Annotated in this window: 12 protein-coding genes; 7 read left to right on the forward strand and 5 right to left on the reverse strand. The window is 72.4% G+C overall.

What is annotated here, in order from left to right:
• Positions 1-159: 159 nt before the first annotated feature.
• Positions 160-1,236, reverse strand: coding sequence for a hypothetical protein (locus NAEX_RS21025; protein WP_096329266.1), 1,077 nt, complete (start codon positions 1,234-1,236; stop codon positions 160-162).
• The gene (locus NAEX_RS21030; protein WP_096329267.1) at positions 1,233-4,349 is read right to left on the reverse strand and encodes an FG-GAP repeat domain-containing protein; all 3,117 of its coding nucleotides are present in this window, start codon (positions 4,347-4,349) and stop codon (positions 1,233-1,235) included. Before NAEX_RS21030 ends, NAEX_RS21025 begins: the two co-directional genes overlap by 4 nt.
• A gap of 131 nt (positions 4,350-4,480) precedes the next feature.
• On the opposite strand from NAEX_RS21030, the gene NAEX_RS21035 reads away from it, so the two are divergent.
• The gene (locus NAEX_RS21035; RefSeq protein WP_096329268.1) at positions 4,481-5,035 is read left to right on the forward strand and encodes a heme NO-binding domain-containing protein; all 555 of its coding nucleotides are present in this window, start codon (positions 4,481-4,483) and stop codon (positions 5,033-5,035) included.
• A complete protein-coding gene (locus NAEX_RS21040; protein ID WP_096329269.1) occupies positions 5,032-5,949 on the forward strand; it encodes a sensor histidine kinase in 918 nt (305 codons plus the stop codon). Before NAEX_RS21035 ends, NAEX_RS21040 begins: the two co-directional genes overlap by 4 nt.
• Before the next feature lie 10 nt (positions 5,950-5,959).
• Here NAEX_RS21040 and NAEX_RS21045 read toward each other — a convergent pair whose 3' ends face one another.
• Together NAEX_RS21045 and NAEX_RS21050 are read right to left on the reverse strand one after the other, a co-directional pair.
• Positions 5,960-6,289: a thioredoxin family protein gene (locus NAEX_RS21045; protein WP_096329270.1), complete on the reverse strand. Its 330-nt coding sequence runs from the start codon at positions 6,287-6,289 to the stop codon at positions 5,960-5,962.
• A gap of 33 nt (positions 6,290-6,322) precedes the next feature.
• Positions 6,323-6,925, reverse strand: a complete 603-nt coding sequence (locus NAEX_RS21050; RefSeq protein ID WP_096329271.1) for a TetR/AcrR family transcriptional regulator — start codon at positions 6,923-6,925, stop codon at positions 6,323-6,325.
• A 95-nt stretch (positions 6,926-7,020) separates the two neighbouring features.
• On the opposite strand from NAEX_RS21050, the gene NAEX_RS21055 reads away from it, so the two are divergent.
• From NAEX_RS21055 to NAEX_RS21075, 5 genes are all read left to right on the forward strand, one after another.
• A complete protein-coding gene (locus NAEX_RS21055; RefSeq protein ID WP_096329272.1) occupies positions 7,021-7,905 on the forward strand; it encodes an oxidoreductase in 885 nt (294 codons plus the stop codon).
• Positions 7,906-7,929: 24 nt separating this feature from the next.
• Positions 7,930-8,619: an NAD(P)H-binding protein gene (locus NAEX_RS21060; RefSeq protein ID WP_096329273.1), complete on the forward strand. Its 690-nt coding sequence runs from the start codon at positions 7,930-7,932 to the stop codon at positions 8,617-8,619.
• 346 nt (positions 8,620-8,965) lie between these two features.
• Entirely contained in the window at positions 8,966-11,026 is a 2,061-nt protein-coding gene (locus tag NAEX_RS21065) for a RecQ family ATP-dependent DNA helicase (RefSeq protein WP_096329274.1), read from the forward strand.
• A 347-nt stretch (positions 11,027-11,373) separates the two neighbouring features.
• Positions 11,374-12,228 carry a ChaN family lipoprotein gene (locus NAEX_RS21070; protein WP_170135881.1) on the forward strand — a complete coding sequence of 285 codons (855 nt, stop codon included), beginning with the start codon at positions 11,374-11,376 and terminating at the stop codon, positions 12,226-12,228.
• A gap of 5 nt (positions 12,229-12,233) precedes the next feature.
• Entirely contained in the window at positions 12,234-12,953 is a 720-nt protein-coding gene (locus NAEX_RS21075) for a hypothetical protein (protein ID WP_096329276.1), read from the forward strand.
• 140 nt (positions 12,954-13,093) lie between these two features.
• Here NAEX_RS21075 and NAEX_RS21080 read toward each other — a convergent pair whose 3' ends face one another.
• Positions 13,094-13,684: a hypothetical protein gene (locus tag NAEX_RS21080; RefSeq protein WP_096329277.1), complete on the reverse strand. Its 591-nt coding sequence runs from the start codon at positions 13,682-13,684 to the stop codon at positions 13,094-13,096.
• Positions 13,685-13,689: the final 5 nt, after the last annotated feature.

Raw genomic sequence — 13,689 nt, forward strand, 5'->3', positions numbered from 1 at the left:
GTTACGAATGCCGGCACGGCTGCGCGAGCACGGAGCGTAGGCAAGCGTCCGCGGGCTCGATGGGGGCGTCGAGGCTGTTGCGAGCGCCGGCACGGCTGCGCGCTCCCGGATCGCGGGCGACACGTCCGCGAGGCTCGATGCGGCCGTCAGCGCCCGCGATCACGGAGCGCTCGCGTCCGCGGGCTCGATGCGGACGCCGAGGCTGGTGCGCGCGCGCGCCGGGCCGTGTAGACGCAACGAGTAACGCCCGGCCGCGAGCGCGACGGTGAACGGCGGCTGACCCGCGGGGATGGTGACTCCCTGGCTGCCGCAGAGCGTGCACGGCTGCAGGCTGATGCGGTTGTTCGGATCGTCGCCGAGGACGGTGACGAGGTAGTCGCCGTCGGCGGGGACCGTGATGGTGTGGAAGACGAGGGCGTCGTCGCCCGCGTAGGGGCCGACGACGTCGTCCTGTTCACAGGCCATCGAGCGGTGATGGACGAAGCGACCGACGCTCCACTCGAGCTCGGGCGCGGCGCACTCGAGGACCTTGGCGTCGCGCTCGAGTTTCCCGCAGTCGGGAGCGTCGAGCGCGGCGAATTCAGCGACGCTGTCGTCGAAGGACACGCCGAACTCCTCGCGGAAGATCCTGTCGACCCCGCGCGCGGTCTCGAGGGGGCCCACGGCCTCGTACATGCGCAAGTAAGCGTCGATGCCATGGCGCTCGATGAGGAAGGTCGTGAACGCGCCGGCGAGCGAGTAGCCGTTCGCCTGGCCCAGCTGGGTGCCAGTGAGGAGGCCGAGCACGTCGTGGACGGCTCCGTGTGGCCACATGTCGTGGTCCACCTCGTCACCGAGGCCCTCGAAGGCGGTGGCGAGGCCCTCGGCGAACAGCGGCAGGGTGGGCCCCATCGTCGCGGCGAGGTTGTGGACGAGCTCGTGGTTGAGCGGGAGGACGGGGGTGCTGGTGCGGTCGCCGCTGGCGCACGCCAGAGCGCCCTCGGGACAGCCGGAGCGGGCATGGAAGTCCTCGCGCGCGAGCCAGTAGACGAGGAAGCGGTCGTCGCCGGTCGGAGGATCGACGCTTAGCACGTCGGCGAGGCGAGCCACGAACTCGTCGAGGTGGACGAGGGTGCCGCCGCACGGCTCGAGCCCCGGATCGGCGGCGATCACGACGTGCGCTCCGAACATCTGCGGCTCCGGCAGGTCGCCGCAGGCAGCCAGCGTCGCGGCCAGGACGGGCGCGACGAGCCTCATGGCGCCCGCCTCACGATCGCCGCGCCGAATTCGTCGACGAGGACGACGTCGAGCTCGCCGTCGCCGTCGACATCGGCGACGGCGAGCTCGCGCACGCCGACGTCGGCGATGAAATGCTCGGTGAAGCCGAAGCTGCCGTCGCTGCGGCTGCGACCGAGTCGCAGGGTGACGCCGCCGACCGCGGAGCCGGCGGCGAGCAGCTCGGGATAGCCGTCGCGGTCGAGGTCGGCGGCGGTGTAGGCGACGACGCCTGTCAGCAGCTCGCGGACGCCGCGGAATTCACCGCCTCGGGCCCACGTCAGGGTGCCGACCCCATCGTGCATGACGAGCTCGACGCGCCCGTCGCGGTCGAAGTCGCCGAAGACGAGCGGCGCGTGGTGCCAGAGGGCCGGCCGCACGCCGTTCCAGTCGAACGCGGGCCCGAAGGTCCCGTCGCCGACGCCGGGGAACACGCGCACGCCGGTGCTGACGGGATAATCGTTGTAGGCGACCGCGATGTCGAGGTGGCCGTCGCGGTCGATGTCGTGGAAGCCGATCCGGTCGACAGAACTTTTTTCGTCGAACCCGAGCGGGACGAAGTCCTCGAAGCCGCCGTCGACGCGGCCGCGCGACCAAAAACCCTGCGGTCGATAAGTGACGTCGAAAACGACGATGTCGCGGTTTCCGTCGCCGTCGAGGTCGACGGCGAAGTTGAAGAAGGATCTGCCGAGGAAGCCGTTCAAATTGGACGTCTGCGCGAGCCCGGCGAGCGAGAGGTCGGCGACCTGGACGTAGTCGGTGGGCAGGCCGTCCCTGCCCGAGGTCCAGACGAAGCGCGCGCCGTCGTCGCCGGCGAGGAGCAGGCCGTCGATGACGTACGAGCGGTTGTCCGGCGGCGCGGCCCACAGCTGCGTCAGCGGCCCGAAACCGCCGCGCCCGTCGGCCGGCGCGACCGCCAGCGTCTCGCCGAAGGCGAGCAGATCGGCGGCGCCGTCGCCGTCGAGGTCGCCGAAGCGCAGCCGCGGCGCCGCGGAGAGCCGCCGCTGTTCGGCCTCGACCAGCGACGGTCCGATGCCGAGGTGCAAGGCTTTGACGTCGACGCTCGACGGGAGCAGGAGCTCGGGCGTGCCGTCGCCGTCGAGCTCGGCGAGCCGGGTGTTCCTGAGCGACTGCGGGAACGTCCGCGAGCCGCCGGGTCTCCACGCGTCGCCGTCGCGGAGCCACGGGGTGAACCGGGTCGCGGCCTCCGGATCGAAGAAGACCTCGTGGACGAGGATGTCGAGGTCACCGTCGCGGTCGAGGTCGAGGACGTCGAGGGAGTCGCAGGGCGCGGCGAACAGCTGCTCGGCGTCCGTGATCTGACCGAGGAAGTCGGAGTAGGCGAAGACGTGGCCGTTCGTGCACCAGACCGCGTCGAGCCGGTCGTCGCCGTCGAGATCGGCGGGGACGATGTCGGGGACGCCGAACCCGCTAAACCACCCGAGATGATCGGCCGCGGCGACGGCGTCCTCGAGGTGGAAATAGTGCCCGCTGTAGTTCCACAGCAGCAGGTCGGGCCGGTCGTCACCGTCACCGTCGAGCACGCGCAGCTGCTCGGGCGGGTATTCGGCGCTGACCGTGATGGTCTCGGCGAGGGTCGCGCGGCCGGTCTCGTCGCTGCGGTAGACGCCGAGCCGGCTCTCGGCGGTGTCGGGCCTCAGGATCAGCAGCTCGGCCACGGCGTCGCCGTCGATGTCGGCGACGGCGAGGTCATCGGATGACGCGAGCGGCAAGGCCGGGCCGAGCTGCCACGCGCCGTCCGGCTGCTGCACGGCGATCGAGAGCTCGGTGCTCCTGCCCACCGCCAGATCGGGCCGTCCGTCGCCGGTGAGGTCGGCGGCGAGGACGGCGTCCGGACGACCCTCCCCGAGGTCGATGTCGAGCGAGTCATCGTCGCGGTGCAGGGTCAAGCCGCCGCTGAAGCCGTTGGCCAGCAGCAGCTCGTCGCGGCCGTCGCCGTCGATGTCGACCGGCCAGGCGTCGGGTAGGGCGGACTGGACCTCGAGCATCGGGGTCATGATGATGCCTGTCCCCGGAGACAGGCTGGAGACGGCCGCGCCGGCGCTGACGAGGGCGCCGCCGTCGGCGACGAGGGCGGAGGGGTCGGTCGCCAGGATGCCGACGAACGACTCGCCGGTGCGCGGGTCGAGGCGCTCGACACGATCTGTCGTTTCGGACAGGACCCCGAGGACAGGTGGCGAGTCGGGCGGCCGGGCGACCACGAGGCCGCTCGGGAGCGGGACGGTGGGCCAGGCCTTGCGATTGTTGAATTCGCCGCCGCCGGCGGAGAGCAGGACGCTGACGGTGTCGTCGAGGCTGTCGGCGGTGGCGAGGTCGAGGCGGGCGTCGCCGTCGAAGTCGGCGGCGACGAGGCCGTAGGGGGCGGCGCCGACGGGGAGCAGCGCGGCGGGCTGCAGCGAGCCGTGACCGTCGCCGCGGAGCACCTGCACGGCGTCGGCGTCGGCCAGGGCGACCGCGACGTCGAGCTGAGCGTCGCCGTCGAGATCTCCGGCCGCGAGGGCGCGCGGGCCGGGGCCCACCACCAGCGGCGGCGCGGCGACGAACTGGTGCAGCACGGTGACCGTGCCGGCGGCGAGGTCGGCGGTGACGAGCTCGGGCGGGCCTTCGCCGTCGAGGTCGGCGGCGATCAGGGCGCGCGGGACCGCGCCGGCGGGGAAGCGCTCCGGATCGGCGAACGAGCGGCCGCCGCGGCCGCGCACGACCGCGACGGCGTCGGCGCGCGGGACGGCGGTGGCGAGGTCGAGGTCGCCGTCGTCGTCGAGGTCGGCGACGACGATGCCGGCGACCTCCTGGTCGATCGACCAGGTCGTTGCACCGCCAGCGAACAGATCGTCGCCGCCCCACAGGACGGTGATCGTGCCGGCGGGGCCGCTGGCGCCGACGAGGTCGCGCGCGCCGTCGCCGTCGACGTCGGCGATCGTGAGCGCGTCGGGGGCGACGCCGACCCGCACGCGCGAGACGTCGGCGATCGAGAGGCAGAGCGACCCGGGATCTTCGCAGGGAACGGGCGTGAAGCAGCCCGCTGGCACCAGGACGGCCGCGAGCACGCTCCACGAGAGGCGAGGCAAGTTCACGGCAGATCCGGCGCGGAGAGAGTAATCAAAGGGTGAAGCCGTGGCCAGAATTTGGACACGTGTCCGAAAATGCCCGAGCGCATAGGACGCCGGATGACACGCCGCGGGGCGGTGCGATAGCGTGGTCGCCGATGAAGGGCGTCGTGTTCACCGAGTTCCTCGAGATGGTCGAGTCCCGGTTCTCGGGCGAGATGGTCGAAGAGCTGCTCGGCAGCTGCGACCTGGCGTCCGGCGGGGCCTACACGTCGATCGGCACCTATGACCACCGCGAGCTGGTGGCGCTCGTCGGCGCGCTGTCCGAAAGGACAGGTGCTCCGGCGGGCGCGCTGGTCCACGAGTTCGGGCGCCACCTGCTGCGCCGCTTCGCCGTCGGCTTCCCGGACTTCTTCACGGCGGCGCGCGACACGTTCGGGTTCCTGAATCGGGTCGAGGGCTACGTCCACACCGAGGTGCGCAAGCTGTACGAGGACGCCGAGCTGCCGACGTTCGTGTGCTCGCCGGTGGTAGATGGCCGAATGGACATGGTCTATCGGTCATCTCGGGGGTTCGCCGACCTGGCGCACGGGCTCATGGAGGCGACGGCGGAGCACTACGGCGAGGCGATCGCGGTCGAGGTCGAGGATCTGTCGGGCGGCGCGCGGACGCACGTGCGTTTCCGGCTGCGCAAGCTACAACCAGCGGAGTGAGCGAGAGGGCCGTGGACGAGCTCGAGATCTTCCGCCGCCGCTACGACCGGGAGCGCCGCGCCCGCAAGGAGGCCGAGGTCTTCGCCGAGACGAAGACGCGCGAGCTGTACGAGACCAATCAAGCGCTGCAGCGGCTGGCGGCGACGCTGCAGGAGCAGGTCGACGAGCGCACCGCGGAGCTGCGCCGGATCGCGGAGGAGGCGGTGGCCGCCAGCGAGGCCAAGTCGCTGTTCGTCGGCGCGGTCAGCCACGAGCTGCGCACGCCGCTCAACGCGATCATCGGCTACGGGGAGCTGCTCGCCGAGGAGCTGACGGAGCTCGACACCGGCGGCGAGCTGGTGAGCGAGGCCGAGAAGATCGTGCAGGCGGCCCGCCACCTGCACGCGCTGGTCAACGACCTGCTCGACCTGCAGAAGGTCGAGGCGGGCAAGCTGGTGCTGACGTTCTCCGACGTCGACGTGGAGAGCGTGGTCGCCGAGGTCACCGACGCGCTGGGGGCCAAGCTGCAGGACGGCGCCAACGCGCTGCGCGTGACGGTCGAGCCGGCGGCGCGGCGGCTGCGGACCGACGAGCTGCGGCTGCGCCAGGTGCTCTACAACCTGCTCAGCAACGCGGCGAAGTTCACCCGCGAGGGCACGGTGACGGTCTGCGCCCGCCCGGCGCTCCGCGCCGGCCGCCGCGGCGTGGTGTTCGAGGTCGAGGACACCGGCGCCGGGATGACGCCGGAACAACTGGGGCGGCTCTTCACGCCCTACGTGCAGGTCGACGAGGTGCTGGCCCGCCGTCACGGCGGCACCGGGCTCGGGCTCGCGCTCACGCGCCGGCTGTGCCAGCTGCTCGGCGGCGAGATCACGGTCGAGAGCGAGTCCGGGCGCGGCTCGTGCTTCCGCGTGTTCTTGCCGGCCGCGGCGTGATCGCGCGGGACTACACGAGCTTGGCGATCGCGGCTTGATAGGCGGAGTACGAGTTGGCGCCGACGACCTGAGCGACGACCTTGCCGCCCTTGAACACGAGCACGGTGGGGATCGATCGGATCCCGTAGGTCTGCGGGGTGTCTTGATTCTCGTCGACGTTGAGGCGGCCGACCTTGAGCTTGCCGGCGTAGGTGACCGCGAGCTTCTGTGTGCTCGCGGCGACGGCCCGCGAGGCTGGGCTCCACGTGGCCCAGAACTCGACGTAGACCGGCAGCGGAGCGCCGAGCACCTCGGCTTGGAAGTCGGCGTCGGTGAACACGAGGACGGACGAGTCGGGCATGCCTGCATGGTGGACACGACCACGGACCCGCGATCAAGCCTCCGGCGAGCCGTCGACGACGTGCTGGAGCTGCGCGGCCATGCACGACGCCAGCGCGGTGTCGGGCCCGCCCGCGAACGCGCGCATCGGCAGCGCCTGGCGGAACAGCCAGGTGCCCGAGATGATCGCCAGGAGCAGGGCCGCGCGGGCCTCGGCGCGCGGGGGGCCGAGCCAGCGCGCGAGCGGCTGGATCACCCGCGCGGCCAGCAGCTCGGTGGCGAGGTCGCACACCTCGGGCTCGCCGGCGGCGTGGAGGAGGATCGACAGGGTGTCGGCCTCGCGCACCGGCTTGCTGAAGAAGTAGCGGGCGATGTGCCGGCCGACGGTGGCGCGGTCGGGGCCGAGGAACGGGCCGAGGCCGATGTCGGACTCGATGGCGGCGATGAAGAGGTCGCGCTTCGAGCCGAAGTAGCGGACCACCAGCGCGGGGGTGATGCCGGCCGCGGCGGCGATCTCTCGCATGCCCGCGTTGGCGTAGCCGCGGGTGGCGAACAGCACGCGCGCGGCGTGGAGGATCTCCGACCGGGTCTGCTCGGCGTCGCGGGGGCGCGGCGGGGCGGCACTTCGGGGGCGGGTCGGGCTCTTGCGCTGGGCCATCGGTTTTTTGTCAACGGCTGTTGACTTCTACCACGGGCGGTCCAAGCTTGCCCGCAAGTAAACGATCGTTTACCGAAACCGAGGAGACGTACGCAATGAGCGGCTGGGGCACGAAGGACATCCCACGACTGGACGGCAAGACCGCGGTGGTCACGGGCGCGAACAGCGGGATCGGTTATTACACGGCGCTGGAGCTGGCGCGCGCGGGGGCGCAGGTGGTGATCGGCTGCCGCGACGCGGGCCGCGGCGAGGAGGCGCTCAAGGGTCTGCGGCAGCAGTCGGGGGGCAAGGTCGAGCTGGTGCCGCTCGACCTGTCGTCGCTGGCGTCGGTGCGGTCGTTCGCGGACGAGGTGCGGCGGCGGCTGCCGAGCCTCGACGTGCTGGTCAACAACGCGGGGATCATGGCGCTGCCGCGCCGCGAGACCACGGTCGACGGGTTCGAGAAGCAGTTCGGCACCAACCACCTCGGGCACTTCGCGCTGACGGGGCTGCTCCTGCCGGCGCTGCGGGCCAGCGCGGCGCCGCGGGTGGTGACGGTCAGCAGCGCGGTGGCCTGGGGCGCGCGGCTCGACGTCGACGACCTGCAGAGCGAGCGGCGCTACACGCCGATGGGCACCTACGGGCGGTCGAAGCTGGCCAACCTGCTGTTCATGCTCGAGCTGCACCGCCGCGCCGGGGGGACGGGCCTGCGCAGCGTGGCGGCCCACCCCGGCGGGGCGACGACGGGGCTGCAGAAGCACGCTTTCGCCCGCAGCATCAAGCTGTTCGGGCAGCCGGCGCAGGCCGGGGCGCTGCCGTCGCTGCGCGCGGCGACGGCCCCGGACGTGCAAGGCGGCGAGTACTACGGGCCGTGGCTGATGCTCATGCGCGGGGCCCCGATCCACGCGTGGATCCCCCCGCAGGCCCGCGACGAGCAGACGGCGGCGCGGCTGTGGCAGCGCTCCGAGGAGCTGACCGGGGTGCGGTTCGACCTGTCCTAGGAGACAGGCAGAAGGAGCGCGGCGATGAAGGCGCTGATCTTCGGGGCGACCGGGATGATCGGGCAGGGGGTGCTGCGCGAGTCGCTGCTCGACCCGCAGATCGATCTGGTGACGGTGGTCGGCCGCAACCCGACCGGCCAGCGCCACCCGAAGCTGCGCGAGCTCGTCCACGCGGACCTGGGCGATCTGTCCCCGATCGCGGCGCAGCTCGCCGGGCACGACGCGTGCTTCTTCTGCCTCGGGGTGTCGTCGGCCAGGATGTCCGAGGCCGACTACACGCGGGTGACGTACGACCTCACGCTGACGGTGGCGCGCCGGCTGGCCGCGCTGTGCCCGGACATGACGTTCGTGTACGTGTCGGGCGGCGGCGCCGACAGCAGCGAGCGCGGGCGCGTGATGTGGGCCCGCGTGAAGGGCAAGACCGAGAACGCGCTGCGCGAGCTGCCGTTCCGCGCGAGCTACGTGGTCCGCCCGGGCTTCATCCAGCCGATGCACGGCATCCGCTCGCGCACGCGGCTGTACAACGCGCTCTACGCGGTGCTGGCTCCCCTGTACCCGCTGTGGAAGGTGCTGTTCCCGGGGCTGGTGACGAACACCGAGCAGCTCGCCCGGGCGATGATCGCGGTGGCCCGTGACGGGACGGCGAAGTACATCCTCGAGACGAGGGACATCAACGCGATCGGCCAGCGCGAGCTGGCGGCGCGCGCGGGGTGAGGGGCGTGGGGTCACCCCAGAGAACATGTTCGAACAGACATGTTCCCCGGGCAGCGCCGGGTGGCGAGCGCGGCGGGGAATCATGCTCTCTCGCGCATGTCCGAAGGAGCATGTCCCGCGATGGCGGCAGAGGGACGTGCTCCTTCGGACAGCCGCGGAGCACGACCCGCTCGATCGCTCCAGCACGACGATGGTGCGAGGCGCCGCTGGCGGGTGACCTCGGGTCGTTCGGCGAGCACGTGACCGACGAGCCGGGCGCGGGCCGTTTTCCGGGCCTGTACGAGGCCCTGGTGCGAAATTGCACGTGGCTGCGGCCGCCGCCCGAATTTGGTGCTAGACAGGCGCGATGATCGAACAGGCCGATCTCGACCGCGTCCTCGCCGAGCGGTTCGGTTTTTCGGAGTTCCGTCCCGGGCAGCGGCGCAGCGTCGAGGAATTGCTGCTCGGCAGCGGGGCGCTCCTCTGCATCCAGCCGACGGGGTACGGCAAGAGCCTCTTGTATCAATTGCCGGCGGCGCTGCTCGACGGGATCACGCTGGTGGTGTCGCCGCTGCTGGCGCTGATGCGCGACCAGCTGCAGCACCTCAACGACCGCTTCGGGCTGCCGGCGGCCAGCATCAACTCCGACCAGAGCGAGGAGGAGAACGACGCGGCGAAGGCGGCGGCGGCCCAGGGGCGCGTGCGGCTGCTGTTCGTGTCGCCCGAGCACCTCGACCACGTCGACCGCTTCGAGGCCCTGGCGGCGCTGCCGATCCGCCTGCTCGTGGTCGACGAGGCGCACTGCATCTCGACGTGGGGCCACGACTTCCGCCCGGCGTACCGGCAGATCGTCCACCTGCTGCGCGCCCTGCAGGCGCGTCACCCGTCGCTGCGCGTGCTGGGGCTGACGGCGACCGCGGACGAGCGCGTGGAGGAGGACATTCGCGCGCAGCTGCAGCGGCCCGGCGGCGCGCCGCTGGTGGTGCATCGCAGCAGCATGGACCGGCCCAACCTGTCGCTGGCGGCGGTCGGGCTGACGGGGATGGCGGAGAAGCTGGCCTACCTGGCGCAGATCGTGCCGCGGCTGCCGGCGCCGGGGATCGTGTACTGCGCGACGCGCGAGCGCACCGAGCTGGTCGCGGGGTACCTGCAGTCGCGCGGGCTGGAGGCGGCGGCGTACCACGCGGGGCTCGAGCCGGAGCGCAAGCGCGAGCTGCAGGCGGAGTTCCTGCACGGCGACTGCCCGGTGATCGCGGCGACCAACGCGCTGGGGATGGGCATCGACAAGTCGGACCTGCGCTACGTGATCCACGTCGACGTGCCGGGCTCGGTGACGGCCTATTATCAGGAGGTCGGCCGGGCCGGGCGCGACGGCCGGCCGGCCCGCGGGATCTTGCTGTATGACCCGGAGGACAGGCGGATCCAGGAGCACTTCATCGACTCGGCGCAGCCGCAGCCGGAGGACTTCGCGGCGATCGTCGAGGCCATCGAGCACGAACCACTCGGGCTGACGGCGATCAAGGTCCGCACGGGGCTGCACCCGACGCGCGTGACGGTGGTGGTCGCCGAGCTGGTCGAGCAGGGCTTTGTCCGCAAGCAGAGCGCCGGCGGCAAGCAGGTCTATGGGCTGACCCAAAAGACAGGTAAGCCGGACCTCGAACGCTACCGCACGCAGCAGGCGGTGCGCACGCGCGAGCTGGCGGCCATGCTGGCCTACGGGCGCGGCGAGGCCGACTGCCTGATGGCGACGCTGCGGCGGGCGCTCGGCGATCGCGAGGCGGCCGCGTGCGGGCGCTGCTCGCTGTGCCGCGGGCAGCAGTCGAGCGTGGACGTCGCGTCGGCGGCCGCGGAGGCGCAGCGCTGGCTCGAGTCGCGGCCGTCGCCGATCGCCGCCAGCGCGCGGCCGGAGGTGGCGGAGGGGCTGGCGCTGCTCGACGGGGAGATCGCCGGGCCGCTGTTCCGCGGGTTCTTCCAGGGGCGCGAGTCGGCGGATTCGCTGCCGCCCGCGCTGGTCGAGCTGCTGCGGACGCACGTGCGCGCGCTCGGCGAGCAGTTCGCGTTCGCGGCGGTGGCGGCGGTGCCGAGCCGCGACTGGCGCCAGCGCGAGGAGGCGCTGCAGATCGCCGCCGACACGCTCGGGGTGCCGGCCCTGCCCGAGCTGCTGGTGTGGCGCGAGGAGCCGCGGGCCAGGCAGGGCGAGCTGCGCAACAACGACCAGCGGCGCGAGAACGTCGAGAACACGATGAAGCTCGGCAGCGGCAGCGTGCGCGGCGAGGTGCTGCTGCTCGACGACTTCGTCGGCTCGGGCGCGACGCTCAAGGAGGCGGCGCGGGTGCTGCGAAAGGACGCGAAGTTGAAGGCGGCGATCGTGCCGCTGACGCTGGCGCGGGTGCGCTGGAAGCTCGGCTCGGCGGGGCGAATTCATTGATCGCGGCGCAATGACGGGCTGAATGATTCGCCGGCCGCCGGGCTCGACTCGGGCGCGGCAGCTGTCGGCTTGTACCGACAGCTCGACCGGGCGGATCCACGAATCCGTGGTGCCGTCATTTGCTGCGTGGGTGCGCTGCAAGCTCGGTGCTCGGTTGGGCGGATCCACGGGCTCGTGGCGCGGGCGAACCACTGACTCGTGGCGCCGCCATTCGCCGCGTGGGTGCGCTGCAAGCTCGGGGTTTGGCCGGGCGGAGCCACCGACTTGTGGCGGCGCCGGGGCTGTGCGAGCCTCGCGGTGTGCGAGGGCAGTCGCGGCGCCGGTGGATGCAGCTCGTAGGCGGCGCGATGAGCCTGCCCGCGTGCCGCGGGCAGGCGACGCGCGCGCCGGCGGTGACGGAGGCGCGGCTGTTCTCCGGCGAGGATGGGGCGCCGATCTCCGAGGCGCAGGTGGTCGCGGCGATGGCGGCGAGCGACGTGGTGCTGATCGGCGAGCAGCACGGGCACCCGCTCGGGCTCGCGTTGGCGGCGGAGCTCTTTGAAAAGCTGCTGGCCACCGGCGCGAATGCGGCGCTGGCCCTCGAGAGCGTGGGGCGCGATCACCAGGCGGAGCTCGACGCGTTCCTGCGCTCGGAGCTCGACGAGGCGGCGTTCCGCAAGGCGGCCGACCTCGAGGGCGAGCGCAAGTTCCCCGCGGGGCACCGCCGCATGGTGCTGGCGGCGCAGGCGAAGGGCCGGCCGGTGATCGCGGCCAACGCGGCGCGGGCGCTGGTCAAGCGGGCGCGGCTCGAGGGGCTGGAGCCGCTGCGGGCGCTGGGGCCGGAGGAGAAGGCGCTGATCGAGGTCCCCGAGGAGCTGACCGAAGGGACATACCGAGAGCAGTTCGTGGCGCTGATGGGCCAGCACGCCGGGGTCGACGCGGCGACGCTCGAGGGCTTCTACCGGGCGCAGAACGTGTGGGACGCGACGATGGCCGGGTCGATCGGCCGCGCGCTGGCGGCAGGCTCGCGGCCGGTGGTGCAGGTGGTCGGCGGCTTTCACGTGGACGGGGCCGGCGGGCTGTATCAGCGCGTCCGCGCGAGCAACCCTTCGGCGAAGGTGTGGCGCCTGTCGGTGGTGGCGGAGGTCGCAGCGGCGCTGCGGGCGGAAGATCGCGGGCGCGCCGACGTGGTCGCGTACGTGGGGCCGCTGCCGGCGACGTGAGGGCGATGGAGCGGGACGAGTTCGCGCGACGTCTGGCGGATGCGACGCGTCGACTGCTGGCGCTGACGCGGACGTACGTGATCGACGCGCTGCCCGCGGCGGTGCGGTACTCGCCGGCGATGCAGCCGTGGGTCGCGCACGTGCCGCTCGGGCCGGGTGAGGTGGTGTTCGCGGAGGACGCGGAGAGGTTTCGCGAGCGGCGCTCCGGCCCGGCGGAAGAGGTGATCGCGCTGCTGTGGCGCGACGGGCTGGTGCCGCTGTGGATCGACATGGTGGTGGTGGCGGTCGAACATGGGCGCACGCAGATCGAGGCGGAGGTGTCGCCGCGGTTCGTGCGTGCGCTGCCGGAGCTCGAGGGCGAGGAGCGGCCCTTTTCGATCAAAGTTCGCAACGAGCCGCCGTGGATCCCGCGGGCGAGGATGCACGGGCCGCTGAAGCGGTTTCCGCTGCGCTGGCGTGACGACCCGGAGGCGGCGCGGGCGGTGCGAGACCCGGAGGAAGGCCGGGTGTCGACGCGGCGGCTGCTGCTGCGGCGGCTGCTGGCGGCGCCGCGAGGGCAGAGCACCGTCGCGCAGGTGCGGCGGCATCTGTACGAGCGGCCCGCCGCCGACTTGCCGTGGCGCGACGAGGCGGAGCGGCTCGAGGCGATCGAGGAGGCCGAGCGGGCGCTCGCCGGGTGGCGGCCGGCGGAGGGCGACGAGGGCGGCGAGGGAGCGCCAGCGTAGCGAATGACTGAGAGGACATGTCCTTGCGGGTAGGTCCAGCGAGGAGGAGTCTCCGGGCGGACAGGGCGGCCGGGGAGCGGCGGCGATGAGATGTCCTCGCGGACATGTTGGGTGAATCACGGCGGGTGATTCGCGCCGGATCAGGGCAGCCAGAGGATCGTGACGATGTGGTCGTCGAGGCCGACCACGGCCGGCTCGCTCTGGATGCCGGGGCCGGTGTTGGTGAACCAGGTCGGCTCGGCGTCGGCCCACAGCTCGGCGGTGAACCATCGACGGAGGGCGTCGAGGTCGATCATCAGGTCGGCGAGCGCAGAGGGGCCGACGGAGGCGAGCCAGCCGCCCTGTTCGGCCTCGGCGCGCTCGGCGGCCTCCTCGGCCTCGACCTCGGCGATCCGGGCGCGCGCGGTGGCGAGGAGGCCGTCGACGCAGGCGAGCATCTCGGCGCGGTCGATCGCGCGCCAGGTGCCGTCGACGAAGGTGCCGTAAGGGGCGTCCTCGGGGGTCCAGCAGTTGAAGTGATCCTCGAGGAAGGTCTGGACGATGGCGCGCTTGGCCGTCACGAGGGCGGCGGGATCGGTGCCCGCCTCGGCCAGCGCTTCGCGGTGGATCGGCTCGATCACGTCGCTCGCGGGGACCGCCTTGAGCCACGCGCTGGTCCACGTCGGGTACCACTGCCGCTGGATGTGCTCGGCGAGCGCGAGCCGGCGCGCGAGGTCGGGGTCGGGGCGCATGGACC

The sequence above is a fragment of the Nannocystis exedens genome (assembly GCF_002343915.1).
Lineage (GTDB): Bacteria > Myxococcota_A > Polyangia > Nannocystales > Nannocystaceae > Nannocystis > Nannocystis exedens.